General features: G+C 70.2%; 26 protein-coding genes and 1 tRNA gene. 15 read left to right on the forward strand and 12 right to left on the reverse strand.

Annotation, left to right across the window (positions count from 1 at the left end; all coding sequences use genetic code 11):
• Window positions 1-5: 5 nt before the first annotated feature.
• The gene (gene trxC / locus BM393_RS11610) at window positions 6-464 is read right to left on the reverse strand and encodes a thioredoxin TrxC (RefSeq protein ID WP_175538311.1); all 459 of its coding nucleotides are present in this window, start codon (window positions 462-464) and stop codon (window positions 6-8) included.
• 177 nt (window positions 465-641) lie between these two features.
• On the opposite strand from trxC, the gene BM393_RS11615 reads away from it, so the two are divergent.
• From BM393_RS11615 to BM393_RS11630, 4 genes are all read left to right on the forward strand, one after another.
• Window positions 642-1103, forward strand: a complete 462-nt coding sequence (locus BM393_RS11615) for a host attachment protein (protein WP_091725475.1) — start codon at window positions 642-644, stop codon at window positions 1101-1103.
• A gap of 145 nt (window positions 1104-1248) precedes the next feature.
• Complete coding sequence (locus BM393_RS11620; RefSeq protein ID WP_175538312.1) at window positions 1249-3087, forward strand: bifunctional diguanylate cyclase/phosphodiesterase; 1839 nt, start codon at window positions 1249-1251, stop codon at window positions 3085-3087.
• Window positions 3088-3176: 89 nt separating this feature from the next.
• A complete protein-coding gene (locus BM393_RS11625; RefSeq protein ID WP_091731333.1) occupies window positions 3177-4043 on the forward strand; it encodes a 3',5'-nucleoside bisphosphate phosphatase in 867 nt (288 codons plus the stop codon).
• A 41-nt stretch (window positions 4044-4084) separates the two neighbouring features.
• Window positions 4085-4735, forward strand: a complete 651-nt coding sequence (locus BM393_RS11630; RefSeq protein WP_091725483.1) for an L-threonylcarbamoyladenylate synthase — start codon at window positions 4085-4087, stop codon at window positions 4733-4735.
• An 81-nt stretch (window positions 4736-4816) separates the two neighbouring features.
• Here BM393_RS11630 and BM393_RS11635 read toward each other — a convergent pair whose 3' ends face one another.
• From BM393_RS11635 to BM393_RS11645, 3 genes are read right to left on the reverse strand one after another with little or no spacing between them, the layout of a single operon-like run.
• Complete coding sequence (locus BM393_RS11635; protein ID WP_091725488.1) at window positions 4817-5167, reverse strand: RidA family protein; 351 nt, start codon at window positions 5165-5167, stop codon at window positions 4817-4819.
• Window positions 5164-5880 carry a glycerol-3-phosphate 1-O-acyltransferase PlsY gene (gene plsY, locus BM393_RS11640; RefSeq protein ID WP_091725492.1) on the reverse strand — a complete coding sequence of 239 codons (717 nt, stop codon included), beginning with the start codon at window positions 5878-5880 and terminating at the stop codon, window positions 5164-5166. Before plsY ends, BM393_RS11635 begins: the two co-directional genes overlap by 4 nt.
• 6 nt (window positions 5881-5886) lie before the next feature.
• Window positions 5887-6390, reverse strand: coding sequence for an aminoacyl-tRNA deacylase (locus tag BM393_RS11645; protein WP_091725496.1), 504 nt, complete (start codon window positions 6388-6390; stop codon window positions 5887-5889).
• 200 nt (window positions 6391-6590) lie between these two features.
• Between BM393_RS11645 and BM393_RS11650 the strand changes: the two genes are divergently transcribed.
• Window positions 6591-7703 (forward strand): hypothetical protein, encoded by a 1113-nt coding sequence (locus BM393_RS11650; protein WP_091725500.1) that lies wholly within the window; start codon window positions 6591-6593, stop codon window positions 7701-7703.
• Window positions 7704-7733: 30 nt separating this feature from the next.
• On the opposite strand, the gene BM393_RS11655 is transcribed toward BM393_RS11650, so the two are convergent.
• The gene (locus BM393_RS11655; RefSeq protein WP_091725504.1) at window positions 7734-8792 is read right to left on the reverse strand and encodes an aldo/keto reductase; all 1059 of its coding nucleotides are present in this window, start codon (window positions 8790-8792) and stop codon (window positions 7734-7736) included.
• A gap of 223 nt (window positions 8793-9015) precedes the next feature.
• Here BM393_RS11655 and BM393_RS11660 point away from each other — a divergent pair, with 223 nt between their 5' ends.
• The 4 genes from BM393_RS11660 (at window position 9016) to BM393_RS11675 (ending at window position 11521) form a co-directional block, all read left to right on the forward strand.
• Window positions 9016-9567 (forward strand): DUF2975 domain-containing protein, encoded by a 552-nt coding sequence (locus tag BM393_RS11660; RefSeq protein ID WP_091725507.1) that lies wholly within the window; start codon window positions 9016-9018, stop codon window positions 9565-9567.
• A gap of 7 nt (window positions 9568-9574) precedes the next feature.
• Window positions 9575-9814: a helix-turn-helix transcriptional regulator gene (locus tag BM393_RS11665; RefSeq protein ID WP_091725510.1), complete on the forward strand. Its 240-nt coding sequence runs from the start codon at window positions 9575-9577 to the stop codon at window positions 9812-9814.
• Window positions 9801-10529, forward strand: coding sequence for a hypothetical protein (locus BM393_RS11670; RefSeq protein WP_141225314.1), 729 nt, complete (start codon window positions 9801-9803; stop codon window positions 10527-10529). Before BM393_RS11665 ends, BM393_RS11670 begins: the two co-directional genes overlap by 14 nt.
• 119 nt (window positions 10530-10648) lie before the next feature.
• Entirely contained in the window at window positions 10649-11521 is an 873-nt protein-coding gene (locus BM393_RS11675) for a hypothetical protein (RefSeq protein ID WP_091725519.1), read from the forward strand.
• Window positions 11522-11593: 72 nt separating this feature from the next.
• Here BM393_RS11675 and BM393_RS11680 read toward each other — a convergent pair whose 3' ends face one another.
• Window positions 11594-13300 (reverse strand): acyl-CoA synthetase, encoded by a 1707-nt coding sequence (locus tag BM393_RS11680; RefSeq protein ID WP_091725522.1) that lies wholly within the window; start codon window positions 13298-13300, stop codon window positions 11594-11596.
• Window positions 13301-13521: 221 nt separating this feature from the next.
• Between BM393_RS11680 and arsC the strand changes: the two genes are divergently transcribed.
• Complete coding sequence (gene arsC / locus BM393_RS11685) at window positions 13522-13872, forward strand: arsenate reductase (glutaredoxin) (protein WP_091725528.1); 351 nt, start codon at window positions 13522-13524, stop codon at window positions 13870-13872.
• Window positions 13873-13884: 12 nt separating this feature from the next.
• Here the strand turns inward: arsC and BM393_RS11690 are convergent, their stop codons facing one another.
• Window positions 13885-14379 (reverse strand): GNAT family N-acetyltransferase, encoded by a 495-nt coding sequence (locus BM393_RS11690; RefSeq protein ID WP_091725532.1) that lies wholly within the window; start codon window positions 14377-14379, stop codon window positions 13885-13887.
• 78 nt (window positions 14380-14457) lie between these two features.
• Between BM393_RS11690 and BM393_RS11695 the strand changes: the two genes are divergently transcribed.
• Complete coding sequence (locus BM393_RS11695; protein WP_254783424.1) at window positions 14458-15420, forward strand: alpha/beta fold hydrolase; 963 nt, start codon at window positions 14458-14460, stop codon at window positions 15418-15420.
• Window positions 15421-15438: 18 nt separating this feature from the next.
• On the opposite strand, the gene BM393_RS11700 is transcribed toward BM393_RS11695, so the two are convergent.
• Window positions 15439-15882: a thioesterase family protein gene (locus BM393_RS11700; protein ID WP_254783425.1), complete on the reverse strand. Its 444-nt coding sequence runs from the start codon at window positions 15880-15882 to the stop codon at window positions 15439-15441.
• Window positions 15883-16186: 304 nt separating this feature from the next.
• Here BM393_RS11700 and BM393_RS11705 point away from each other — a divergent pair, with 304 nt between their 5' ends.
• Complete coding sequence (locus tag BM393_RS11705; RefSeq protein WP_091725540.1) at window positions 16187-17077, forward strand: plasmid replication/partition related protein; 891 nt, start codon at window positions 16187-16189, stop codon at window positions 17075-17077.
• A gap of 39 nt (window positions 17078-17116) precedes the next feature.
• Here BM393_RS11705 and BM393_RS11710 read toward each other — a convergent pair whose 3' ends face one another.
• Window positions 17117-17383: a sodium/substrate symporter small subunit gene (locus BM393_RS11710; RefSeq protein ID WP_254783426.1), complete on the reverse strand. Its 267-nt coding sequence runs from the start codon at window positions 17381-17383 to the stop codon at window positions 17117-17119.
• 188 nt (window positions 17384-17571) lie between these two features.
• Between BM393_RS11710 and prfB the strand changes: the two genes are divergently transcribed.
• The 3 genes from prfB to BM393_RS11725 all read left to right on the forward strand — a co-directional run bounded on the left by prfB (window position 17572) and on the right by BM393_RS11725 (window position 22583).
• Window positions 17572-18676, forward strand: a protein-coding gene (gene prfB / locus BM393_RS11715; RefSeq protein WP_141225315.1) for a peptide chain release factor 2 whose coding sequence is annotated in 2 segments (ribosomal slippage) — window positions 17572-17652 and window positions 17654-18676 — 1104 coding nt in all. Because the reading frame shifts where the segments join, the coding sequence is not laid out codon by codon here.
• A 75-nt stretch (window positions 18677-18751) separates the two neighbouring features.
• Window positions 18752-21490 (forward strand): aminopeptidase N, encoded by a 2739-nt coding sequence (gene pepN, locus BM393_RS11720; protein WP_091725548.1) that lies wholly within the window; start codon window positions 18752-18754, stop codon window positions 21488-21490.
• 73 nt (window positions 21491-21563) lie between these two features.
• Window positions 21564-22583 carry a class 1 fructose-bisphosphatase gene (locus tag BM393_RS11725; RefSeq protein WP_091725551.1) on the forward strand — a complete coding sequence of 340 codons (1020 nt, stop codon included), beginning with the start codon at window positions 21564-21566 and terminating at the stop codon, window positions 22581-22583.
• A 91-nt stretch (window positions 22584-22674) separates the two neighbouring features.
• Here the strand turns inward: BM393_RS11725 and BM393_RS11730 are convergent, their stop codons facing one another.
• From BM393_RS11730 to BM393_RS11740, 3 genes are all read right to left on the reverse strand, one after another.
• Entirely contained in the window at window positions 22675-24033 is a 1359-nt protein-coding gene (locus BM393_RS11730) for an amino acid deaminase (protein ID WP_254783427.1), read from the reverse strand.
• Window positions 24034-24241: 208 nt separating this feature from the next.
• Window positions 24242-24317 (reverse strand) — tRNA-Thr (locus tag BM393_RS11735).
• Between the two features lie 91 nt (window positions 24318-24408).
• Window positions 24409-24864 (reverse strand): MarR family winged helix-turn-helix transcriptional regulator, encoded by a 456-nt coding sequence (locus tag BM393_RS11740; protein WP_091725555.1) that lies wholly within the window; start codon window positions 24862-24864, stop codon window positions 24409-24411.
• Window positions 24865-24870 lie beyond the last annotated feature (6 nt).

Raw genomic sequence — 24870 nt, forward strand, 5'->3', positions numbered from 1 at the left:
AAGGGCTAGGCCCCGAGCTCCCGCCGCACCCAGTCGACGATCGCCGCGGCCGGCATGGCGCCGGCCTGCCGCGCGATCTCCTGTCCATCGAGGAACAGCAGCAGCGTCGGAATGCTGCGGATGCCGTAGCGCGCGCTCTGCTGCGGCGCGGCCTCGGTGTCGAGCTTGACGAAGCGCAGTTCCGGCAGCATCGCCGCGGCCTGCTCGAACTGCGGCGCCATCATCTTGCAGGGCCCGCACCAGTCGGCCCAGCAGTCCACGACGACCGGCAACTCGGTGCCCGCGATGAACCGGTCGAAGACCTCCGGCTTGAGGTCCGCCGGCCTGGGCAGCATCAGCGGCGTGCCGCAGCGGCCGCAGTCGGGCGACTCGGCCAGCCGCTCGCGCGGCACGCGATTCTTCGCCGCGCACGACGGGCAGACGATGTGCAGGTGGGTCGCGGCGGCAGGCGTGTCGGTGTCCATGGCGGTCTCGGGTGAAGCGCCGGCGGGGCGCGGTAAGGCGGTGAAGAGGCCCCAGCGCCTCTTCCAGGGGGCAAATCATGTGCCCTCGCGCGCGGGCGCGCCTCCGCCGGACGGGGCGGTCCAAGGTACGGCATTTGCCGCCACTCGCTCAACGGGAACTCTGTTGAAGGAATCGAGATGGCTGCATACAAGGACGACGGCAAGCTGTGGGTGCTGGTGGCGGACGAGGGCGTGGCCCGCCTGCTCAAGCTGCCGGAGGAAGGCGGCGACCTGGAAGACGTCACCACGCTCACCGATGCCGCGGCGCACGCGGACAAGGCCGACCTGCGCCGCGACGCCGAAGGCCGGCGCGGCAACAACGTGACCTCCTCGGCCGGCGTGGACGAGCTGCACCAGGAGGCCATCGGCTTCGCCACCCGCGTGGCGCGGACGCTGGACGACGGCTTCAACAACGGCGAGGTGACGCAGCTGCGCATCGTCGCCGCGCCGCGCTTCCTCGGGTTGCTGCGCAAGGCGCTCAGCCCGCAGGTCGCCAAGCTGGTGATCGACGAGACCAACGTCGACGTCGTCCACGAGAGCCTGGGCGAGCTGACCACCCGGCTCTTCCCCGAGCGCGACTTCAGCAAGCAACGGCCTTGAGCGATCAGGAATCGGGCGCCGGACAGGCCGCAATCGCGGCGGATTTCACGCGCAGGTCATGCTGTAACTGTTTGTCAAAGCGATGACATAGAGGCCGCCCAGAATGGGGACACCGCGCGACGCCCCGCTCGCCGCGGTCCTCCCCATGCCCACCACCCACCTGCAGCCGCCCGACCCGTTGAGCATCGCCCTGTCCGCCTTGATCCGCGACGGCGCGCTGGACATCCATTTCCAGCCGCTCGTCGAAGTGGAGCGGGCCCAGATCCTCGGCTACGAGGCCCTGACGCGCGGGCCGGCGGACACGCCGCTGCATTCGCCGCTGGTGCTGTTCGAGGCCGCGGCCCGGCTCGGCCGGCTGGTGGAGCTGGAACGGCTGGTGGTGCGCCGCGCGCTGCGCCGCTTCAAGGAACTCAAGCTGCCCGGCCAGCTCTTCCTCAACCTGACCGCCGACACGCTGCTGGCCACCAGCGACCGCGGCGCGCTGATCGCCCGCGAGTTCGCGCAGCTCGACCTGCCGGCGTCGCGCGTGGTCATCGAGCTGACCGAGACCCGCCCCATCCTCGAGCCCGAACGGCTGCAGGACAGCATGCGCAGCCTGCGCGAGCTGGGATTCGTCGTCGCGCTGGACGACCTGGGCGAGGGCTTCGCCAGCCTGAAGCGCTGGATGGACATCCGTCCCGACTTCGTCAAGATCGACCGCCACTTCATCGATGGCATCGCGCAGGAGCCGCTCAAGCAGCAGTTCGTGCGCTCGATCCTGGAGATGGCGGCCAGCTCCGGCTGCACCGTCGTGGCCGAAGGCCTGGAGCAGCTCAGCGACCTGACCGTGCTGCGTCGCCTGGGCGTGCCGGTCTGCCAGGGCTACCTGCTCGCACGCCCGAGCGCCGCACCGCGGGCCGCGCTGCGCGCCGAGGTCGACGCGCTGTTGGCCCCCGAGCACCGGCGCCGCAACGCCGACTGGATGCGGCTGCCGCCCGACGCCATCACCACCGCCGCGCAACTGGCCCGGCGCAGCCACACCGTCACGCCCAAGCTCAACTGCCAGGCCGTCGCCGACATGTTCCAGCGCGACGAGCAGCTGTTCTCGATGCCGGTGCTGGACGAGGCCAACCGGCCCATCGGCATCCTGCGCTCGCTGCAGGTGCTCAAGCGCAGCGCCGAGCGCTACTTCATGGACATCCACGAGAAGCGCTCCTGCACCGCGCTGATGGATGCGCAGCCGCTGATCTTCGACGCCGGCACCTCGCTGCGCGAGATGAGCGACGCGATCTCCAGCCTGGACGACCGCCTGATGGTGGACGGCTTCATCGTCACCCGCGGCGGCGAGTATTTCGGCACCGGCCGCAGCACCGACCTGCTCAAGGCCGTCTCCGACCTGCAGGTCCACAGCGCCCGCTACGCCAACCCGCTGACGCTGCTGCCCGGCAACGTGCCCACCGACCAGCACCTGGACGCGCTGCTGCACGAGGGCCGGGAGTTCGTCGTCGTCGCCTGGGACATCGACCACTTCAAGCCCTTCAACGACGTCTACGGCTACGCGGCCGGCGACGACATCATCAAGCTCTGCGCCCAGATCCTGCAGACCGCCGCCGATCCGGTGCTGGACTTCGTCGGCCACATCGGCGGGGACGACTTCGTGATGGTGCTGGGCTCGCCCGACTGGACCGCGCGCATCACCCGCGTCTGCCGCGAGTTCGACCGCCAGATCCGTCCCTTCTTCTCCGCCGAGCACCAGGCGCTGGGCGGCTACGTCACGCTGAACCGGCAGAACCAGGAGTCCTTCAACCCGCTGCCCACGCTCAGCGCCGGCGTGATCCAGGTGCAGCCCGGCGCCTTCGACAGCGTCCGCGCGCTGTCCGCCGCGCTGACCGAACCCAAGCACGTCGCCAAGTGCGGCACCGGCCCGAGCCGCTACTTCGTCGACCGCCGCCGTTCCAGTGCTGCCATCCCGGACATGGCGCCGCTCCTAGAATCGACCGGGTGAACACCCCGCCCCTCGCGACCACCGCCCTTCCCGCCGATCCGACGCCCGCGCCAGGTTTCGCGCCCGCGCACGTGCCGGCCCGGATCGCGCTGCACCCGCAGACCAACGCGGACCTGCACTGCCACTCGACCGTCTCCGACGGCACCCTGTCGCCGCAGGCGCTGGCCGCGCGCGCCAAGGCCAACGGGGTCGAGCTCTGGGCGCTGACCGACCATGACGAGGTCGGCGGCCAGCAGCAGGCGCTGGAGGCCGCGCGCGCGCTGGGGCTGGCCTACCTGACCGGCGTGGAGATCTCGGTGACCTTCGCCGGCAAGGTGGTGCACATCGTCGGCCTGGGCTTCGACCACCACGATCCCCGCATCGTCGAGGGCCTGCGCGCCACGCGCGGCGGTCGCGGCGCGCGGGCGCGGGAGATGTCGGAGGGGCTGGCGAAGGTCGGCATCCATGGCGCCTACGAGGGCGCGCTCAGGCACGCCGGCAATCCGGAGCTGATCTCGCGCACGCACTTCGCGCGCTTCCTGGTCGAGACCGGCCAGTGCGGCGACGTGCCGGAGGTCTTCCGCCGCTTCCTGACCGAGGGCAAGCCCGGCTACGTGCCGCACCGCTGGGCGGCGCTGCGCGACGCGGTGGGCTGGATCGTCGACGCCGGCGGCATCGCGGTCATCGCGCATCCGGGGCGCTACGGCTTCACGCCGACCGAGGAATATGCGCTGATCACCGAGTTCATGGCCCATGGCGGCCGCGGCATCGAGGTCGTCACCGGCAGCCACACGGCGGCGGAGATGGTCCAGTACGCCGACACCGCGCTCGAATTCGACCTGCTCGCTTCGCGCGGCTCCGACTTCCACAGTCCGGAGGAAAGCCGCGTCGACCTGGGCCGGCTCGAGCAGCACCTCTCGGGCAAACTCAAGCCGGTGTGGAATGCGCTCGAGTACCGCATCCACTGGCCGGCCTGATACCGGCCCGGCCCGCACACCGATTGCCCCAGGCGAGGACCATGGCCCAGATCTTTGAAGTCCATCCCGACAACCCGCAGGCCCGCTTCCTGCGCCAGGCGGCGCAGATCCTGAGCCAGGGCGGCATCGGCGCGATCCCGACGGACTCGAGCTACGCCCTGGTGTGCCAGCTCGACGACAAGGCCGCCGCCGAGGCACTGCGCCGCATCCGCGGCGTCGACGACAAGCACCACATGACGCTGCTGTGCCGCGACCTCAGCGAGCTGGGCAGCTACGCGCGCGTCGACAACAAGCAGTACCGGATGATCAAGACGGCCACGCCGGGCCCCTTCACCTTCATCCTGGAGGCGACGAAGGAAGTGCCGCGGCGGCTGTCGCATCCCTCGCGCCGCACCATCGGCCTGCGCGTCCCGGACCACCGCGTCACGCAGGAGCTGCTCGCGCTGGTGGGCGGGCCGCTGCTGGCGACCACGCTGATCCCGCCTGGGGAGCACGAGCCGCTCAACGATCCGGAGCAGATCACCGCGCGCTACGACAAGCAGATCCAGCTGATCATCGACGCGGGCGCCTGCCCGATGAAGCCGACCACCGTCGTCGACCTCACCGCGGAACCGCCGGTGCTGGTGCGCCGCGGCTGCGGCGATCCGGCATGCCTGGGCCTGGAACTCGAGGAGGCGGAGGCCGAGGACTGACGGCGCTTCAAACGCGCCAAGCAAAACGCCGGCGCGAAGCCGGCGTTTTTCATGGGGCGGTGCGTCTCGCACCGTCGAGGGTCAGACCGCGGCGGTGATCACGATTTCGATCTTCCACTCGGGCTTGGCCAGCTTGGCCTCGACCGTGGCGCGCGGCGGCGTGTGGCCGGCCGGCACCCAGGCGTCCCAGGCGGCGTTCATGCCGGCCAGGTCCTTGACGTCGGCGATGTACAGCTGCGCGCGCAGGATCTTGGTCTTGTCGCTGCCGGCACGGGCCAGCAGCTGGTCGATCATCGCCAGGACCTGCTCGGTCTGGCCCTGGATGTCGGCGCTGGCGTCCGACGGCACCTGGCCGGCCAGATAGACCACGCCGTTGTGGATGGCCATCTCGGAGAGACGCGGGCCGACGTCGAAGCGTTCGATGCTGCTCATTTGCTGTGCTGCTTGGGTTTGTGGGAAGACTTGTGATCGCGCTTCTCGCGCGACTGCTCGTGGCGATGGGACTTCACGGCCGGCGCGGCGGCCGCGGGCGCGGCCTTCTGGCCGAGCTTGCTTTCGGTGCCCGCCATCAGCTTCTTGATGTTGGCCGCATGGCGCCAGACCAGCAGCAGGCTCATCAGCGCGATGGCCGGCAGCTCGGGACCGACGTCCCAGACCAGCATCTGCAGCAGCGGCGCTGCCACGGCGGCGCTCAGCGATGCCAGCGACGAATAGCGGAACACCACCGCCATCGCGATCCACACGCCCAGCACCGCCAGGCCCAGCCAGGGGTTGATCGCGAGCAGCACGCCGGCCGCGGTGGCGACGCCCTTGCCGCCCACGAACTTGAAGAAGACCGGCCACAGGTGGCCGATGAAGGCCGCCAGGCCGACCAGCGCGGCGGTGCCCTCCTCCAGCCCGTACGGCGCGCCGAACTTCAGCACCAGCAGCACCGGCACGTAGCCCTTGAGCGCGTCGAAGACCAGCGTGAGGATGGCCGCGGCCTTGTTGCCCGAGCGCAGCACGTTGGTCGCGCCCGGATTGCCGCTGCCGTAGCTGCGCGGATCGGACAGGCCCATCAGCCGGCTGACGATCACCGCGAAGGACAGCGAACCGATCAGGTACCCAGCCACGACGGCCAACAAGGGGAACAGGACACTTTGCATGGGGCGCTATTCTGCCCCGGACTTCAGCGCGCACTCGACCGGGCGGGCCGCCAGCAGCTCCGTCAAAACCCGGGGTTCGATGCTGACCAGATAACCGCGCCGCCCGCCGTTGATCAGGATGCGCGGCAACGCGAGCACGCTGGCCTCGACGAACACCGGCATCGCCTTGCGGGTGCCGAACGGCGAGGTGCCGCCGACCAGGTAACCGCTGTGGCGCTGGGCGACGTCCGGCTTGCAGGGCTCGACCTTCTTGCAGGGGATCTGCCGCGCGAGTTCCTTGAGGCTGACGGTGCAGTCGCCATGCATCAGCACGATCAGCGGCTGCGCCTTCTCGTCCTGCATCACCAGCGTCTTGACCACCTCGTGCTCAGGCACGCCGAGCTGCTTGGAGGACTCGCCGGTGCCGCCGTGATCGACGTAGTCGTAGACATGCTCGCCAAACGCGACCCCGTGCTGCCGCAGCATCTGTGTCGCGAGCGTCTCGCTGACGTGGACGGATTTCTTGCTCATGGGCGCGGATTGTCGGGGCTGGCGGCGAAGGCCCGCTTGTACGAGCTTGCTGCGCCGGCATCGGCATCGGCGTCGGCGTCGCCTTCCCCCCGATGCTTTGCTGCTGACAGCGCGTGGCAATGCGCGCGCGTAACGTGCGCCCGCAATGAACAGCGCCCGCTGCCGCGCGGGCATCACCGACTGCCACGATCCGGACCGCCATGACCGCTTCCACGGATGCCACCGCGAGCTACAACCTCAAGGACCTGATCTCCCCGGCGACGTTGCACGCGCTGGCCGAGGTCTTCACCGACACCGCGCCCGGCTTCCAGCACAAGCGCTTCCTGGCGGTGGCCACGGACGGCCTGGACGCGCTGTCCATCATGCAGCGCGTGCACCGCGTGGCCCAGGCGCTGGACGCCGCGCTGCCCGGCAGCTTCGGCGCCAAGCTCGACGCGGTCGTGGCCGCCGCGCCGCGCGCCGGCGGCTCCTTCATGAACATGGGCCTGTGCGATTTCGTCGCGAGCTTCGGCCTGCACGATCCGGCCGCATCGCTCGCGGCGCTCCAGCGCCTGACGCCGCACGGCACCGCCGAATTCGCGATCCGCCCCTTCCTGCGCCAGGACCTCGCCGGCACGCTACGGACGATGGCGCGCTGGACTGCCGATGGCGACGAGCATGTGCGCCGGCTGGCCAGCGAGGGCTGCCGGCCGCGGCTGCCGTGGTCCTTCCGCCTGGACGCGCTGGTGGCCGATCCCACGCCCGCGGCGGAGATCCTGCGGGCACTGCGCGCCGACGACGCACTCTACGTGCGGCGCTCCGTCGCCAACCACCTCAACGACATCACGAAGGACCATGCGGACTGGGTCTTCGCCCATGTCGCCGACTGGGACCTGGACGACGCGCGCAGCGCCTGGATCGTCAAGCACGCACTGCGCTCACGCATCAAGCAAGGCGACGCGCGGGCGCTGAAGCTGATCGGCGCCAGCGACGGCGCGCGGGCGGCCGTCGAGCAACTGGCGATCGCACCGGCGCGCCTGGCGATCGGCGGCGCGATCGAGATCGCCTTCGAGCTGCGCTCCAGCGCCGACGTCACCCAGCGGCTGGTCGTGGACTACGCGATCCACTACGTCAAAAAGAACGGGCGCGCCTCGCCGAAGGTCTTCAAGCTCAAGACGGTGGAGCTGGCGGCCGGCGCCTCGACGCCGATCCGCATCCAGCGCGCGCTGCGCGACTTCACGACCCGCACGCATTACCCGGGCACGCATCGCGTCGAGATTCTGGTCAACGGCCAGCGACTGGCCGAGGGCACCTTCGAGCTGCTGGCGCCTTGAGCGCGCGGCGTCCGGTCGACCGCCGCGCGTTCACTGCGCCGGGTCGCGGATCTCCCAGCGGATGCGGTCGATGCGCGCGTGGACCTCGGCATCGAGCGGGCGGCCGAGCGCCGCGAGGTTCTCATCGAGCTGCGCCGCGTTCGTGATGCCGATCAGCGCGCTGCCGGTCTGCCAGCGCGAAGTGACCCAGGCCATCGCCAGCGTCGCCGGCGTCATGCCCAGTTCCGCCGCGAGCGCGTTGTAGCGGCGCGCGGCTTCGAGCGTCTCGGGCCGCGCCCAGCGCTGCTTCTTCATGCTGTCGAAGATCGCCAGCCGGCCCGGCCTGGCGGGATCGCCCAGCCCATGCGCGTCGTACTTGCCGGTGAGCGTGCCGAAGCCCAGCGGCGAATACGCCAGCAGGCCGACCTGGTGGCGGTAGAGCGCCTCGTCCAGGCCGTTCTCGACGACGCGGTTCACCAGGCTGTAGGGGTTCTGCACGCTGACGATGCGCGGCAGGCCATGGACCTGCGCCAGATGCACGAATTCACCGACGCCGTAGGCGGTCTCGTTGGACAGGCCGACGTGGCGGATCTTGCCCGCGCGTCGCAGCTGGTCCAGCGCCTGCAACTGCTCCAGCATCGACGCCACCGGCTTGTCCTTGGACGGCTCGAAGTAGACGCCTCCGAACATCGGCACGTGCCGCGCGGGCCAGTGGATCTGGAACAGGTCGATGGTGTCGATGCGCAGCCGCCGCAGACTGTCCTCGCAGGCCTGAATGATCTGCGCGCCGGTCAGGTCCTGGCTGCCGTCGCGGATCCAGTCATAACCGCGCGAGGGGCCGGCGACCTTGGTCGCGATGACCAGACGCTCGCGCAGTCCCGGCCGCGCCTGCAGCCAGCGGCCGACGATCTCCTCCGTCCTGCCGAAGGTCTCGGCGCGCGCCGGCACCGGGTACATCTCGGCCAGGTCCAGCAGGTTGATGCCCGCGGCCACCGCGCGGTCCAGCAGCGCGTGGCTGCCGGCCTCGTCGACCTGTTCGCCGAAGGTCATCGTGCCCAGGCCGATGCGGGTGACCGACAGGTCCGACTGTCCGAGGGTGATGCGCTCCATCTTGTCCGTGCTCCGTGAGGTGCCGCGTGGCTCCGTCGCCGCGGCAGGCGGCCAGTGTGCCCGACGCGGGCGGAGCGCCGGTTCCCTGCTCGCCCGCATGTGCACCGCCTCCGTCTCCCCGTGCGCCACATGGCCGCAATGGGCTCTCCCTCACGGTTGCCGACTGGAAATTATTGTTTTACAGTAATTTCTTGCCACACCACGGTAATGCCACCGCCTCGCCATGCGCCCTTCCCCAATCCCCGCCGGCCTGCAGCGCATTCGCTGGATCGCCCACTGCGTGCGCGCGATGGCGCTGATCGCGATGGCGACGGTGGTCGGCTTCCATGCGGTGTTCTGGACCCACCCGGCCATGATCGAGCGCACCGCGCGCAAGGAGTGGGACCTGTCGCACGCGCTGCAGTTCGACGTGATCTCGCGCGGCGCGGCGCTGGCGGTGAACCTGCCGCTGGCCCTGCTGACGCTGTATGCCCTGTGGTGCCTGTGGCGCCTGTTCGGCGGCTACCTGCGCGGCGAGGTCTTCACCGACGCCGCGACGCGGCTGCTGCGCCGCATGGGGCAGTCGGTGGTGGCGATCGCGGTGGCGATGCCGCTCACCGACACGGCCACGGTGCTCGCGCTGACGCTGGGCAACCCGCCGGGCCAGCGCTACCTGTCGTTCCAGCTGGGCAGCTCGCATTTCGTCGTGCTGCTGTGCGGGCTGGTCTTCGTCGCGATGGGCCAGGTGATGCGCGAGGCGCAGCGCATGGCGCAAGAGAACGCCGAGTTCATCTGAGCGCCCCATGCCCATCGTCGTCCGACTCGACGTCATGCTCGCGCAGCGCAAGATGCGCTCGAAGGAGCTGGCCGAGGCCATCGGCATCACCGAGGCCAACCTCTCGCTGCTGAAGTCCGGCAAGGTGCGCGGCGTGCGCTTCGACACCTTGTCGCGGATCTGCGCGGTGCTGCAATGCCAGCCGGGCGACCTGCTCGCCTGGGAACCCGGCGAGGAGCCGGATGGAGACGGTGATGGCAGTGCTTAGGCCCGAGGCCGCACATGGCGCGACCGATGCCACGGCGCTTGGGGCGATGCGCGCCGCGACACCGAACACCTCCCGCCGGTTCCGCGCGATCGCGCTGGCGGCGGTCCTCCTGCTTCACGTCGCGCTGGTCGCCTGGCTGCAGCACGACTGGCACCGTGGCGAGGCACACAGCACGCAGCGGCGGTCGTCGATCCGGATGGTGACGATCCAGTTGCCGCCGCTGGTCCCGCGGCCGCCGGCGAAGGCGACGACGCAGCGCGCCGAAGGCAACCCCGCGGTCCGTCGCGCCGCAGCGGCTCACGCACCGACCGGCGACACGGCGAAGGCGCCGCAGTCGCACGCGGCGAGCCCGCGCGCGGCATCGCCCGCGCCTGAACTCGATCGCGTCGACGAAGCGCCGCGCGCCACCGTGGTCATCGCCGCGCCGACGCCCGCATCGGGCGCCTCCGGCCCCAGCGGCCGCGAGCTCATGGACGGCACGGCGACGCGCCGCGCGATCCGCCAGTCCGCGCAGGGCCAGCCGCTGCTCGCCGAGCGGGTCGACGAGGCCAGCCGCGCGCCCGACCGGATCGATGCCTCGACCAAGCTGGGCAACGAAATGATGAAGGGCGCCAGCGGCGATTGCCTCAAGGGCGAATACGCCGGCGGCGGCATGGGGCTGCTCAGCGCGCCCTTCTGGCTGCTCGCCGAGGCGCGCGGCAAGTGCCGGCGTTGAGCCCCGCTTCGTCCGGACGCCGCGCGGCTGCCACCCCGATGAGGGACAACCGTCGTCAACGCAACTTGACCGCGCGCCGTTCAGCGCGGACCGCTCACAGCGACCAGGGAGAGAGAACCGTGAAACCCCAGCAGTTCCAGCGCGCGCGACTCGCGGCAGCGCTCCTCGTGACCGGCGTGTTCGCCGCGGGCTGCGGCCCGGCGGCCATGGCCGCGCCCGCCGGGGCCGTCGCGCCCACCGCGCCCACCGCCCCCGCCAGCGCGGACGGCCCGCGGCCGGCGGCCACCTCGGCCTCGGCGGCGGTCGCGCTGCCGACCGTGCAGAGCGACGTCAAGCGCGGCGCCTCCTTCCCCTACAAGCGCCTGAACGAACTGCTGTCGAAGCTGCGCACCGAAGGCGAAGGGCTCTTCGTCAGCCGCTTCGTGCTGACGGACGCGAAGGACGCCAGCAAGCCGCCGCCCGCCGGCACCAAGCTCGCGCTGATGAGCGACGACGACTACATCCCCATCCCCATCGACGACAAGGGCCGCTTCGACCTGCCGACCTTCAGCGAGCGCCAGGCCAAGGACATGGACTTCGGCACCAACGTGCCCAAGGGCGAGCTCGGCGTGCGCCTGAGCATCGACCTGGCCACGCCGCCGGAGATGCTGGACATGGCCACGGTGCGGCGCATCGTCACCGTCGGCCAGCGGCTGCGCACCGAGCTGCTGCCCTGGTACGTGCGCTGGATGTTCCCGCAGATCGACGGCGTGATCGCCTGCAGCGACGCGCCGCAGTGGCAGCTGGACTGGTCCGAGGGCGCGCAGCGCTGGCGCCTGCCCTTGCCGGCGGACGCTCAGCAGCGCGAACCGGAGACGCCCAAGGGCAAGCCCTCGCGCGCCTGCACCGTGCTGACCGGGCAGGAGCAATGGCCCGACGCCGCGCTGCTGCAGACGCCGCCGGGCACCAACACCAAGCTGTACGTCAAGCTGCGCAATCCGCGCGCGAGTTGAGCGAAGGCGCGCCGCGCGTCCCACCTGCAACGGCGAAGCGGCGGCGACTGAGCCCTCGACGAGGGGCGCCGCTCAGGCCGCCCGACCGGCGGCGCGGTCGGCGGCCCGATCCGCCTCGAGCTGCCGCAGCACGCGGCGCTGCACCTTGCCGGTGGTGGTCATCGGCAGGCTGTCGAGGAACTCGATCTCCTTGGGGTATTCGTAGGGCGCGAGCCGCTGACGGACGAAGTCCTGCAACTCGCCGGTCAACGCGGCCGACGGCTGCCGCCCCGGCGCCAGCACGACGAAGGCTTTCACCAGCGCGCCGCGCTCGGCATCGGGCTTGGGCACGACCGCGGCATTGGCCACCGCCTCGTGACGCACCAGGCAGTTCTCGATCTCGCCGGGGCCGATGCGATAGCCCGCGACCTTGAACTGGTCGTCGGCGCGGCCCTGGTACCAGAGGTAGCCGTCCTCGTCAGTGCGCGCGAGGTCGCCGGTGCGGCACCAGCTGTCCAGCGGATCGCCGGTGAACTTCGCCGCCGTCGCGGCCTCGTTGCGCCAGTAGCCGAGGAAGAAGATCGGATCGAGGTCGCCATGCCCGTCCCGGCGATGCACCGCCACTTCGCCGATCTGCCCGGGTGGGCAGACCTGGCCGTCGTCGTCGATGACCGCGACGCGGTGACCGGGATACGCGCGGCCCATGCTGCCGGGCTTGGCCGGCCACAGCCGCGCGCAGTTGCCCACGACGTAGTTGATCTCGGTCTGGCCGAACATCTCGTTGACCGTCACGCCCAGTTCGCGCCGGACCCAGTCGAAGACCGCGTCGCCGACGGCCTCGCCGGCGCTCATCACGGCCTCCAGGCGCAGCGCGTAGTGCTCGGCGGGATGGGGCACCGCCTTCATCATGGCCTTCAGCGCCGTCGGGAACAGGAAGGTGTGGCTGACGCGGTAGTGCTGCATCAGCTCGAAGGCCTTCTCCGGCGAGAAGCGGCCCTGGTAACCGAGGATGGGCCGGCCGAAGCACAGCGACGGCAGCAGCGCGTCCATCAGCCCACCGGTCCAGGCCCAGTCGGCGGGGCTCCAGAACACGGCCTCGCTGCGGACCCGCGGGTCATGGGGATCGAAGCCGAACCAGTTCTGGCTCGCGATGAAGCCGGTCAGGTTGCCCAGCAGCGCGCGCTGCGGCAGCAAGGCGCCCTTGGGCGCGCCGGTCGTGCCGCTGGTGTAGATCAGGATCGCGGGATCCTCGGCCGCGTTGTCCCGCGCGGCGAAGCGCGCGTCCTCGGCCTGCAGCGCGGCCATCCAGCCGGCTTCACCGTCCTGCGGCTCGGACTCGCCGACCAGCAGGACGTGGCGCAGCGCCGGGCATTGCGCACGCACCGCGCGCACCGCGGCGAGCGCCCCGCTTTCGACGATCGCGACGCTGGCCTCGCTGTCCTGCAGCCGGTAGGCCAGCGCATCGGGGCCGAAGAGCATGGACAGCGGCATCGCCACCGCGCCGAGCTGGTTGATCGCGATGTGCGCGACCGCCGTCTCGAAACGCTGCGGCAGCACCAGCGCCACGCGGTCGCCGGCCTGCACGCCGAGGCGCCGCAGCGCGTTGGACAGCCGATTCGCCGCGCGTTGCAGTTGGCCGAAGGAGTACTGCGCGCGACAACCGCTGTCGCTGTCGAAGAGGATGGCCGGCGCGTCGGGCGTCTCGCGGGCCCAGCGGCCGCAGCAGAGTTCGGCGATGGACAGGCGCTCAGGCACCTGCCAGCGGAACGCGCCGTGGATCAGCGCGTAGGCGTCGGACATCGCGACTCTCCGGGACTGGAACAAGAGCGTGGATGCTAGCGAGCGAGCCGGCACGGGACGTCATGGAAAGCCCGTAGCGCCAGGACGGTGCCGGCCCGGGCGGGCGCGCCCTCGCACGGTGCACGGGGAAAGCGCGGATCGATCCTCGATGCGCGCATGAAGGCGAAGGCGCGGTCGCATGAAGGCGTGATCGCGTGAAGGCGCCGCCTACACTCCGCCGGATGACCGTGAAGATCCTGCACAACCCTCGCTGCTCGAAGTCGCGCGAGGCGCTGGCCCGGCTCGAATCACGCGGCCTTCGCCCCGAGATCGTCGACTACCTGGCCACGCCCTTGTCGCTGGGCGAGTTGCGGACGCTGCAGCGCCAACTGGGCGTGCCGGCGCGCGCGATGCTGCGCGAGGGCGAGGACGCGTACCGCGAGCTCGGCCTGTCCGAGCCCGCGCTCAGCGACGACCAGTTGCTGCAGGCGGTGGCGGACCACCCGCGGCTGCTGCAGCGTCCCATCGTCGTGGACGGCGATCGCGCGCTGATCGCCCGGCCGCCGGAGCAGCTCGACGGCTGGTGGCCGTGAGCGGGCGAAGCCTCAGCCCTTGAAGCGCGCGAGCGCGTCACCGGTGAGGCGGCACAGGCGCCAGTCCGGCATGATCGTCGCGCCCATCTTCTCGTAGAAGCGGATGGCGTTCTCGTTCCAATCGAGCACGCACCATTCGAAGCGGCCGTAGCCGCGCTCGATCGCGACCTGCGCCAGGCGGGTCAGCATGCGCGTGCCGAGTCGCGCGCCGCGATGGGCGGGCTGGACGTAGAGGTCCTCGAGGTAGAGCCCGGGCTTGGCCAGGAAGGTCGAGAAGTTCACGAAGGTCAGCGCGAAGGCGACGATGGCACCGCTCTCGTGCTCGGCGACCAGGGCCTCGGCGACGGGCCGCTCGCCGAAGAGATGCGGATGCAGCTTCTCCGGCGTGACCTCCATCAGATGGGACAGGCTCTCGAAATCGGCGAGCTCGCCGATCAGGCCGACGATGGCGGGGACGTCGGCGGGCCGGGCGGGACGCAGGGTGTAGGGATCGGGCGTGGCGGTCATGGTGGCTCGTGGATGAAGTCGGCGCATTGTCTCCATGGCGAAAGCCTGCGGCCGTTCCTCACACTACAGTCGCCGTCCATGAGCACCGACATGAGTCCCGCCGCGGGCGTCGCGGAGAGCGCCGCGCACAACGCCGCGCACAACACCGCGTACATCGTCCGCCGCCCGCATCGCAGCGCCTTCCTGACGCTGCGCGGCCTGCGCCACCACGTGCTGCGCTGGGGCCCCGAGCATGACGGCACGCGCCCGCTGCTCGTGATGGTCCACGGCTGGATGGACGTCGGCGCGTCGTTCCAGTTCATGGTCGACGCCTTCCGCGAGGACCGCAGCGTCGTGGCCATCGACTGGCGCGGCTTCGGCCTCACCGACGGCACTCCGGGCGACGCCTACTGGTTCCCCGACTACCTCGGCGACCTGGACGCCTTGCTCGATGCCCTCAGCCCCGGGGCGCCGGTCGACCTGCTCGGCCACAGCATGGGCGGCAACATCGCGATGAGCTACGCCGGCGTGCGGCCCGGGCGGCTGCGCAAGCTGGTGAACCTGGAGGGCTTCGGCCTGCCGGACACCACGCCCGAGATGGCGCCGGCGCGGCTCGCGAGCTGGCTCGACGAGCTGAAGGAGACCCCGAGCCTCAAGAGCTACGACAGCGTCGAGGGCGTGGCGCAGCGGCTGATGAAGACCAACCCGCGGCTGAGCGCCGACAAGGCGGCGTGGCTGGCGCCGCATTGGTCGCGGCGCGGCGACGACGGCCGCTGGCACATCCTCGGCGACCCGGCGCACAAGCGGACCAATCCGGTGCTGTACCGCAAGGCCGAGGCGCTGGCCTGCTGGTCCGCGATCACGGCGCCGACGCTGTGGGGCGAGGGCAGCGAGACCCAGCTCTCGCAGTGGTGGGGCGACCGCTATCCGCGCGAGGACTTCGAGGCGCGCCTGGCGGTCGTCAAGGAGCTGCGGCGCGTCACGCTGCAGCAGGCGGCGCACATGATGCACCACGACCAGCCAGAGGCGTTGGCGCGCGCCGTCGAAGAATTCCTGGGGTAGCGCCCCCCCCGCAGTCCTTCACGCCAGCTGTTCCCCACCGGAGGGAGATGGCCGCGAGTCAGCCGGGGCCCCAACCACCGCCGCTTGATACGCCGCGACGAATTCCGGCGGCATGCGCCGGGGCCGACCGGCGGAGATGTCGATGCACACCAGCTCCCAGCGGCCGCGCATCAGCGTCTGCCCATCGCTCACGCGACGCAGTTGGAATCGACGCTCCATCGCCAGCCTGCCGTCGCCGCCGGTGAGCCAGGTGCCCAGCACCAGCGCCTCGCCCTCGAAGGACGGCAGCAGGTAGTCGTAGCCGCCGTGGCGGATCGCCATCGCCCGGTCCAGCCGCCGGTAGTCCTCGATGTCCAGCCCCAGCGCCACCGAATGCGACCACCCCACCTGCTCGCACCACCGCACATACACCGCGTTGTTGGTGTGGTTCAGGCCGTCGATGTCCTCGGGCCGCGGGCTCACCGACAGGCAGTGCGGGGACGGGTAGTCCCATCCGGTAGCGAGCGCATCGGGGCTCGGACTCACGCTGGCGAGGAGGCTTGAAGAGGTCGCGGTCATCGCGGGGAACTTCCCGGAAATCATCGAAATCCGACACGCGTGGTCGGGGTGCGTCAGCTTAGCCGCGCGGATTGGGCAGAATGCCGCCCTTTTCCGGCGACGTCCGTCGCCTGCGCGACCTGCGCCCGTGCGGCCCACCGAACGGGCCGCCCGCCTGTCGCGCCCCTTCGCCCTGTCCTGCTCCGCTCCCCGCTGCTGCCGTCGTCCCATGGAAAACATCATCGTCACCGAAGAACTCAAGGCCTACATCGATCCCCTCACCGAGGACGAGTACGCCGCGCTCGAGCGCAGCATCCTGGCCGAGGGCTGCCGCGATGCGCTGGTGCTGTGGGGCGACATCCTCGTCGACGGCCACAACCGCCACAGCATCTGCACCAAGCACGGCCTCCCCTTCCAGACGGTGCAGAACACGCGCTTCAAGTCGATGGAGGACGTGCACCTGTGGATGATCGACCAGCACCTGGGCCGCCGCAGCGTCTCCGACTTCCAGCGCGGCGTGCTCGCGCTGCGCAAGAAGGAAATCATGGAAGCGCGCCGCCTGGCCGTGCTCAACGACCCCAGCCCCGAGGCGTCCGCCGCCGAGGCCGAAGCGCCCGCCAGCGCCACCGGCGCGCCGGTCCCGGACGCGCCCCCGCTCAAGAGCCGCGAGGCCATCGCCCGCGCCGCGCGCATCAGCAGCGCCACGGTGACGCAGATCGAGAAGATCCAGAAGGCGGCCGCGCCGGAGCTCGTCGCCGCCGTCCGCTCGGGCGAGGTCTCCATCAGCGCCGCCGCCGTCATCGCCGACCTGCCCGCCGAGGAGCAGGCGGCCGCCGCAGCGGGCGGCAAGAAGGAACTGCGCCAGGCCGCCAAGCGCGTGCGTGAATCGAAGGTCGGCAAGAAGGCCGCCGGCGACGCCGTGGCGGAAGTGGCCGTCGCGCTGCTGGACGTGCCGACCAACGCGGACGGCGAGCTCGAGGCCGATCCCGCCGTCGCGCTGCTGCGCGCCCAGGTCAGCGCGCTCCAGGACGAGAACGTGAAGCTGCGCGCGCAGGTCGCCGAGCTGCAGGCGCAGCTCGCCGCCGCGAAGCAGGAATCCGCGGATCCGTCGCCGTTCTGACGCGCCCGTGGCGCGATCCTGAAGCGCCCCTGAAGCGGCTCAGAAGCCGGTGATCGGACCCGAGGGTTCGCGCTCGGGCCGCTTGGCGTCGACCTCTTCCGAGTACGGCACAGGGTCCTGGACCCCGGCCGCCGCCTCGCGGCGGTTCATGACGGTCGCGTAGATGACCACGATCGCCACGTAGACGATCAGCGCCCCCTGCGACCCGACCCAGAAGCTGAACGGCCAGCCGAAGAAGTCAAAGCTCAAGGCCCGGGCGAAGTAGGCCACGCCGAAGGTCACCAACGCCCACACCAGCAGCAGCATGAGCGTCAAGCGCCAGTTGCCGCGCCGCACGCGCCGACGCCGGGCGCGGAACGCACCGGAGGGGGAACCCGCATCGGGGACAGGGGGATGGGGAAGCATTCCGCCATCTTAGGGAGGCCTCCTGCTTCAGCATGAGAAAATACCCGGCTTCGGGCCCCCTGTCGGGGGCTCTTTCACTCGAACGAATCATGGACATCGAGCAAATCAATGCGATCGGCACCACGCTGGCCGATCTGCAAGCGCGGACCGCCGCGCTAAGGGGGTACCTTTGACTACGACCGCAAAGCGCTGCGGTTGAATGAAGTCAACGCCGCCCTGGAGAACCCCAACGTCTGGAACGAACCCAAGCGGGCCCAGGAACTCGGCAAGGAAAAGCGCGCCCTCGACAAGGTCGTCGAAACCATCAATCACCTGACGTCGAACCTCTCCGACAACCTCGAGCTGTTCGAGATGTCCAAGGACGACAACGACGTCACCGGCCTGCAGACCATCGAGGCCGAATCGGCCAAGCTGACCGAGCTGGTCGAGGAACTCGAGTTCCGCCGGATGTTCAACAACCCGGCCGACCCCAGCAACTGCTTCATCGACATCCAGGCCGGCGCCGGCGGCACCGAGGCCTGTGACTGGGCCGGCATGCTGCTGCGCCAATACCTGAAGTACTGCGAGCGCAAGGGCTTCAAGGCCGAGGTCGAGGAAGAAACCCCCGACGAGATCGCCGGCATCAAGAGCGCCACCATCAAGGTGGAAGGCGAGTACGCGTTCGGCCTGCTGCGCACCGAGTCCGGCGTGCACCGCCTGGTGCGCAAGAGCCCGTTCGACTCCTCCGGCGGCCGCCATACCAGCTTCGCCTCGCTGTTCGTCTATCCCGAGATCGATGACTCGATCGAGATCGACATCAACCCGGCGGACGTGCGCACCGACACCTACCGCGCGTCCGGCGCGGGCGGCCAGCACATCAACAAGACCGACTCGGCGGTGCGCCTGACCCACATCCCGACCGGCATCGTGGTGCAGTGCCAGGACAGCCGCAGCCAGCACAGCAACCGCGACGTCGCCTGGCGCCGCCTGCGCTCGCGCCTGTACGACCACGAGATGAAGAAGCGCATGGCCGAACAGCAGAAGCTCGAGGACAGCAAGACCGACGTGGGCTGGGGCCACCAGATCCGCTCGTACGTGCTGGACCAGAGCCGCATCAAGGACCTGCGCACCAACGTCGAGATCTCCAACACCCAGAAAGTGCTGGATGGCGACCTCGACGCATTCATCACCGCGTCCCTCAAGCAGGGCGTTTAAGAGCAACACGAGACAACAGCCCCGGCGCACGACCCTTGAGCCCGGGGCTTCTTCATTCCTACAAGGAAGCCCGCCATGCGTGAAGGCACCGCCACCCTGATCCGCCGCGCCGACTACGTCGCGCCGATCTTCTGGATCCGCACCGTCGACCTGTGCTTCGACCTCGACCCGGCCAAGACGCTGGTCGCCAGCAAGATGCGCCTGGAACGCAACGCCGCGGTGCCGCACGGCCCGCTGCGCCTGCATGGTGAGGAACTCAACCTGCTGCGCGTGCTGATCGACGGCGAGAGCGTGTCCTTCCGCCAGGAAGGCCATGAGCTGATCATCGACAACGTGCCCGACGCGGACTTCACGCTGGAGATCCGCAACACCTGCGCGCCGGAGAAGAACACCGCGCTGTCGGGCCTGTACACCTCGGGCGGCAGCTTCTTCACGCAGTGCGAGGCCGAGGGCTTCCGCCGCATCACCTACTTCCTGGACCGCCCCGACGTGATGGCGGTCTACACGGTCACCCTCCGCGCCGACAAGGCCCGGTACCCGGTGCTGCTGTCCAACGGCAACCTGGTCGAGACGGCCTCGCTCGACAACGGCCGCCACCTGGCCAAGTGGCATGACCCCTTCCCCAAGCCCAGCTACCTCTTCGCGCTGGTGGCCGGCGACCTGGTCGCGCGCGAGCAGCGCATCCGCACCCGCGGCGGCAAGGACCACCTGCTGCAGGTCTACGTCCGCCAGGGCGACCTGGAGAAGACCGAACACGCGATGAACTCGCTGATCGCCTCGGTCGTGTGGGACGAGGCCCGCTTCAAGCTGCCGCTGGATCTGGAGCGCTTCATGGTCGTCGGCGTGTCCGACTTCAACATGGGCGCGATGGAGAACAAGGGCCTGAACATCTTCAACACCGCGGCGCTGCTGGCCTCACCGGCCACAGCAACCGACGCGGACTTCGCCCGCATCGAGTCCATCGTCGCGCACGAGTACTTCCACAACTGGACCGGCAACCGCGTCACCTGCCGCGACTGGTTCCAGCTGTCGCTGAAAGAAGGCCTGACCGTCTTCCGCGACCAGGAGTTCAGCCAGGACATGGCCGCCACGCCGAGCGCGCGCGCGGTCTGCCGCATCGAGGACGTGCGCGCGCTGCGCGCCCGCCAGTTCCCCGAGGACGCCGGCGCGATGGCGCACCCGGTGCGCCCCGACGAGTACGTCGAGATCAACAACTTCTACACCGCCACCGTCTACGAGAAGGGCTCGGAGGTGGTGCGCATGTACCAGACGCTGGTCGGCCGCGACGGTTTCGCCAAGGGCATGGCGCTGTACTTCGAGCGCCATGATGGCCAGGCCGTGACCTGCGACGACTTCGCCCAGGCGATCGCGGACGCGAACCCGGGCTCGGCGCTGTCCACCCGTCTGGACGCGTTCAAGCGCTGGTACTCGCAGGCCGGCACGCCGCGCCTGCGCGCGCGCGGCGCCTACGACGCCGCCGCGCAGACCTTCACGCTGACGCTGCAGCAGTCCACGCCCGCGACCCCGGGCCAGGACGGCAAGCTGCCGCAGGTGATCCCGGTCGCGCTGGGCCTGCTGGCCCGCGACGGCCAGTCGCTGCCGCTGATGCTGCAGGGCGAGGATGGCGCCGCGGGCTCGACCGAGACCGAACGCGTGCTGGTGCTGGACCAGGCCGAGCAGAGCTTCGTCTTCGTCAACGTGCCGTCCGAGCCGGTGCCCTCGCTGCTGCGCGGCTTCTCCGCGCCGGTGGTGCTGGACGACGGTCTGGGCGACGCCGAGCTGCTGGTCCTGCTGACCCACGACAGCGACGCCTTCAACCGCTGGGAAGCCAGCCAGCGCCTGGCGCTGAACCGCATCCTGGGCGCCGTGCGCGCCGGCCAGCCGCTGGTGCTGGACGCGGCCTACCTGGACGCGATGCGCGCCGTGCTGCGCCATCCGGAACTGGACCCGGCGTTCAAGGCGCTGGCGCTGCAGCTGCCCGACGAGGCCTACATCGCCGAGCAGCTCGACGTGGTCGACCCGCAGGCGGTGCATGCGGCCGTCGAGGCGGCGCAGGCGCAGCTGGCCTCGGCGCTGCAGGCCGACTGGGCCTGGGCCCATGACGCGCATCAGGTCACGGCCGGCTACAGCCCAGACCCGGTGCAGAGCGGCAAGCGCGCGCTGGTGAACCTGTCCCTGGCGATGCTGGTGCTCAACGCGACGCGCAGCGGCGACGGCGTCTGGCCGGGCCGCGCCTACCAGCGCTTCAAGGACGCCACCAACATGACCGACCGCATGGGCGCGCTGTCGGCGCTCGTGAACGCGCATGCGGAGCTGGCCGACAGCGCGCTCGCGCGCTTCCACGCCCAGTTCAAGGGCGAGGCGCTGGTCATCGACAAGTGGTTCGCGCTGCAAGGCCGCGCGGCCGAGCGCGACGGCAAGACCTTCGCGCGGATGAAGCAGCTGATGAAGCATCCGGACTTCACGCTGAAGAATCCCAACCGCGCGCGCAGCCTGATCTTCTCGCTGGCGATGTTCAACCCGGCGGCGTTCCATCGCAAGGACGCGGCGGGTTATGTGTTCTGGGCCGACCAGGTGCTGGCGCTGGACGCGATCAACCCGCAGGTGGCGGGCCGCCTGGCCCGCGTCATGGACCGCTGGACCGCGCTGGCCGAGCCCTACCGCAGCGCGGCGCGCGAGGCGATTGCCCGCGTGGCGGCCAAGCCCGACCTGTCCAACGACGTGCGCGAGATCGTCCAGCGCGCGCTGGCGCTGGATCCGCGTCCGGCGCCAGCCGAGGCGGCCGCGCCGACGGAGGTCGCCGCGCAATCCTGATTCCGCGTGCGGAGCGGTCCGCGCGTCGGGCCGCTGCGCGGCGCACGAGATTTGCAACCATCGGAGTCTTTTCATGAGTCAACGCGTCAGCCTGACCCAATACCTGGTCGAGCAGCAACGGGCGCACGGCCACATCCCCCAGCAGCTGCGGCTGCTGATCGAGGTGGTCGCGCGCGCCTGCAAGCGCATCGCCATCAGCGTCAACAAGGGCGCGCTCGGTGACGTGCTGGGCACGGCCGGGTCGGAGAACGTCCAGGGCGAGGTCCAGAAGAAGCTGGACATCATCGCCAACGAGGTGCTGATCGAGGCCAACGAGTGGGGCGGCCACCTGGCCGCGATGGCGTCCGAGGAGATGGACAGCATCTACCTCGTGCCCAACCGCTATCCGCAGGGCGAGTACCTGCTGATGTTCGATCCGCTGGACGGCTCCAGCAACATCGATGTGAACGTGTCGATCGGCACCATCTTCTCGGTGCTGAAGAAACCCGAGGGCAGCAAGGGCGTCAGCGAGGACGACTTCCTGCAGCCTGGTTCCGCGCAGGCGGCGGCCGGCTACTGCGTGTATGGCCCGCAGACGACGCTGGTGCTGACGGTGGGCGACGGCGTGGCGATGTTCACGCTGGACCGCGAGCAGGGCTCGTGGGTGCTGACCGCCGACGACGTGAAGATCCCCGCGGACACCAAGGAATTCGCGATCAACATGTCCAACATGCGCCACTGGGACGAGCCGGTGAAGCGCTACATCGACGAATGCCTGGCCGGCACGACCGGTCCGCGCGGCAAGGACTTCAACATGCGCTGGATCGCCTCGATGGTGGCGGACGTGCATCGCATCCTGACGCGCGGCGGGATCTTCATGTATCCGTGGGACAAGCGCGAGCCCAACAAGGCCGGCAAGCTGCGCCTGATGTACGAGGCCAACCCGATGGCCTTCCTCGTCGAGCAGGCCGGCGGCGCGGCCACCAACGCCCGCCAGCGCATCCTGGACCTGACCCCGACCAAGCTCCACGAGCGCGTGTCGGTGGTGCTGGGCTCGAAGAACGAGGTCGAGCGCGTGACGCAATATCACCTGGAGGCCGAGAAGGCCAAGTGATCCGCACCGGATCCGGGGACGGCTTGAACCGCTGATCCCCCGGAACGCAAGGACAAGGCGAAGGGCGGTCGTGAGACCGCCCTTCGTCATTTCAGAAGAAGGTCCGTACCCCGCCGGTGACGCGGTAGCCGTCGTCCACGGTGTAGAGCAGCGGCCATTTGTCGAAGGTCGTGCAGGGATGGCCGATGCCGAAGGCGATCAGGTCGCCGACCCGCAGCGGCAAGGCGCCATCGCTCGCGTCGACGAAGGCGTGCTGGTCGTTGAGCTTGGAGACGGACCAGCCGGGCGGCGTCGCCTGCGGCGCCTCATGGACGCCCTGGCGATACCACCACAGCGGCTGCGGCAGGCAGGCGTCGTAGCTCAGGTCGCGGCGGCCGGCGGTGCAGATCGCGCGGCCCGGCTCGGGCACCGACTGCACATAGGCCCACACCTCGATCGCGTTGCGCAGGCCCGGTCCGTCGCCCCACAGCGCGCCGGCGCGCTGCTTCATGCGGTCCTGCATGCGCTCGTACTGCAGGCTGTCGTGGCTGAGGTAGCAGCCGCTGCGCAGCACCACGCGCAGGGCGTGGCCGCTGCCGCCGCCTTCGACCGCCGCCAGGGTCTTGGCCGCCATGTCGAAGAACGCCGATCCGCCGGCGGTCAGCAGCACCTCGCCCGGCGCGAACCAGCCTTCGGCGCAGCCCAGCCGGGTCAATTCGGCCACCGTCTCGATCATCGTCAGCGCGCCCAGCTCCACGCGCGCCGTCTCCGTGCCGCTGTAGACGCCTTCGAAGGCTTCCACGCCGCGCAGCGCGATCACCGGCGACGCGTCGCGGATCAGGCGGGCGAGCGCCACGCCCTCCTGCGTCGAGCGCACGCCGGTGCGCCCGCCCGGCGTGCCGACCTCCAGCAGCACCTGCAGCGGCCGTTTCAGGCCGCGCTCGCGCGCCGCCCGGTGCAGCAGATCGAGTCCCGCCGCCGAGTCGACCAGCAGGTAGAAATCGAAGGCCGGATCGGCCTCGAGTTCACGCAGCACCAGTTCCAGGTCGGCCTTGCCCACCAGCTGATTGGCCAGGATCACCCTCGGCACGCCGAAGCGGCGATAGGTGCGGACGTGCGCCGCCGTCGCCGCCGTCATGCCCCAAGCGCCTTCATCGAACTGGCGCTGGAACAGCTGCGGCGCCATCGTCGTCTTGCCGTGCGGCGCCAGGCTCACGCCGGCGCGCGCGGTGAACTCGCGCATCCAGCGCGCGTTGTGGTCCAGCGCCGATTCCTTCAGCACCGCGGCCGGCAGCGGCAGGTCGCCGTCGAGCAGGGACAGCGCCAATCCGCCCAGCGCGCGCAGTGGAACGCCCTCGGCCGCCGCCGGCAGGCCCTTCAGGGTGCCGGGCAGCGGCTCGGCCTCCAGCGCGGTCAGGTGGAGCGTCACCGGCGGGCGGCCGGCCTGGTCGTCGTGGGGATGTGCGGTCATGGCGTGGCATGTTGCCACTGACGCGCGGGCACGTCGGCCGCGCGGCGAGCCCGTCCCTGCGATCGACGCAGGACCGGCCGGGCGTTCAGCCGCGCGGGCGCATCCGGCGCCGCTGCCAGAACAGCCGCCGGCAGCGGGGGCAGGCCTTGTCACGCCTTTGCCGCGCCCAAAGAAAAAGCCGCTTGGATATCCAAGCGGCTTTTCAGATTGGTGCCGGTGAAGAGAGTCGAACTCCCGACCTTCGCATTACGAATGCGCTGCTCTACCAACTGAGCTACACCGGCGCTGTCGCGAACAACAGAGTCAAAGAGTATAAGCGAGATTTTCGAGGTCGACAAGCATTCGCCGCATCACTCCCCGAGCCGGCGTGAGGCGTCATTCCTCGCCCAGATTCGCCTGCACCCGCTTCAGCAGCGCGGCGAGCTGGCCCTGCTCTTCGGCGCTCAAGCCCGCCAGGGCCTGCACCGAAACCCGCCGTGCCTGGCGCCGCAGCTCGCGCTGCACGGCCTGGCCGGACTCGCTCACGCGCAGCCGCACCTGGCGGCGGTCGACCTCGTCGGTCTCGGCTTCGAGCAGCCCCTTGTCCCGCAGCCCCTTGATCAGCCGGGCAAGCTGCGCCTTGTCCTTACCGCTGTGCTGCGCCAGGTCGCTCTGCGTCCCGCCCGGGTGGCGATCGAAGAAAAACAGCACCTTGCCCTCCATGTGCGTGAGGTCCTGCGGGCCGTCGCGCAGGAAGCGGTACTGCAGCGCGCGGTAGCGGTGCATCACCGAATGGATGAGCTCGAGCACGTCGTCGCCCTTGTCCCTGCGGCCAGTGGTGTTAGTTGACATTGTCAA

This window comes from Mitsuaria sp. PDC51 (genome assembly GCF_900113225.1).
Lineage (GTDB): Bacteria > Pseudomonadota > Gammaproteobacteria > Burkholderiales > Burkholderiaceae_C > Roseateles.

What these genes read in the sequence shown, in the direction of transcription:
- BM393_RS11645 (WP_091725496.1), bottom strand. Translation starts at nt 6,390, where the DNA reads ATGAGCAAGAAATCCGTCCACGTCAGCGAGACGCTCGCGACACAGATG.
- BM393_RS11710 (WP_254783426.1), bottom strand. Translation starts at nt 17,383, where the DNA reads ATGCTGCTGCTGGTGTGGGCGTTGGTGACCTTCGGCGTGGCCTACTTC.
- BM393_RS11650 (WP_091725500.1), top strand. Translation starts at nt 6,591, where the DNA reads ATGACCGCTTCCACGGATGCCACCGCGAGCTACAACCTCAAGGACCTG.
- BM393_RS11665 (WP_091725510.1), top strand. Translation starts at nt 9,575, where the DNA reads ATGCCCATCGTCGTCCGACTCGACGTCATGCTCGCGCAGCGCAAGATG.
- BM393_RS11615 (WP_091725475.1), top strand. Translation starts at nt 642, where the DNA reads ATGGCTGCATACAAGGACGACGGCAAGCTGTGGGTGCTGGTGGCGGAC.
- plsY (WP_091725492.1), bottom strand. Translation starts at nt 5,880, where the DNA reads ATGCAAAGTGTCCTGTTCCCCTTGTTGGCCGTCGTGGCTGGGTACCTG.
- BM393_RS11655 (WP_091725504.1), bottom strand. Translation starts at nt 8,792, where the DNA reads ATGGAGCGCATCACCCTCGGACAGTCGGACCTGTCGGTCACCCGCATC.
- BM393_RS11705 (WP_091725540.1), top strand. Translation starts at nt 16,187, where the DNA reads ATGGAAAACATCATCGTCACCGAAGAACTCAAGGCCTACATCGATCCC.
- BM393_RS11690 (WP_091725532.1), bottom strand. Translation starts at nt 14,379, where the DNA reads ATGACCGCCACGCCCGATCCCTACACCCTGCGTCCCGCCCGGCCCGCC.
- pepN (WP_091725548.1), top strand. Translation starts at nt 18,752, where the DNA reads ATGCGTGAAGGCACCGCCACCCTGATCCGCCGCGCCGACTACGTCGCG.
- BM393_RS11730 (WP_254783427.1), bottom strand. Translation starts at nt 24,033, where the DNA reads ATGACCGCACATCCCCACGACGACCAGGCCGGCCGCCCGCCGGTGACG.
- BM393_RS11695 (WP_254783424.1), top strand. Translation starts at nt 14,458, where the DNA reads ATGAGCACCGACATGAGTCCCGCCGCGGGCGTCGCGGAGAGCGCCGCG.
- BM393_RS11620 (WP_175538312.1), top strand. Translation starts at nt 1,249, where the DNA reads ATGCCCACCACCCACCTGCAGCCGCCCGACCCGTTGAGCATCGCCCTG.
- BM393_RS11740 (WP_091725555.1), bottom strand. Translation starts at nt 24,864, where the DNA reads ATGTCAACTAACACCACTGGCCGCAGGGACAAGGGCGACGACGTGCTC.
- BM393_RS11630 (WP_091725483.1), top strand. Translation starts at nt 4,085, where the DNA reads ATGGCCCAGATCTTTGAAGTCCATCCCGACAACCCGCAGGCCCGCTTC.
- BM393_RS11725 (WP_091725551.1), top strand. Translation starts at nt 21,564, where the DNA reads ATGAGTCAACGCGTCAGCCTGACCCAATACCTGGTCGAGCAGCAACGG.
- BM393_RS11660 (WP_091725507.1), top strand. Translation starts at nt 9,016, where the DNA reads ATGCGCCCTTCCCCAATCCCCGCCGGCCTGCAGCGCATTCGCTGGATC.
- BM393_RS11680 (WP_091725522.1), bottom strand. Translation starts at nt 13,300, where the DNA reads ATGTCCGACGCCTACGCGCTGATCCACGGCGCGTTCCGCTGGCAGGTG.
- trxC (WP_175538311.1), bottom strand. Translation starts at nt 464, where the DNA reads ATGGACACCGACACGCCTGCCGCCGCGACCCACCTGCACATCGTCTGC.
- BM393_RS11635 (WP_091725488.1), bottom strand. Translation starts at nt 5,167, where the DNA reads ATGAGCAGCATCGAACGCTTCGACGTCGGCCCGCGTCTCTCCGAGATG.
- BM393_RS11670 (WP_141225314.1), top strand. Translation starts at nt 9,801, where the DNA reads ATGGCAGTGCTTAGGCCCGAGGCCGCACATGGCGCGACCGATGCCACG.
- arsC (WP_091725528.1), top strand. Translation starts at nt 13,522, where the DNA reads ATGACCGTGAAGATCCTGCACAACCCTCGCTGCTCGAAGTCGCGCGAG.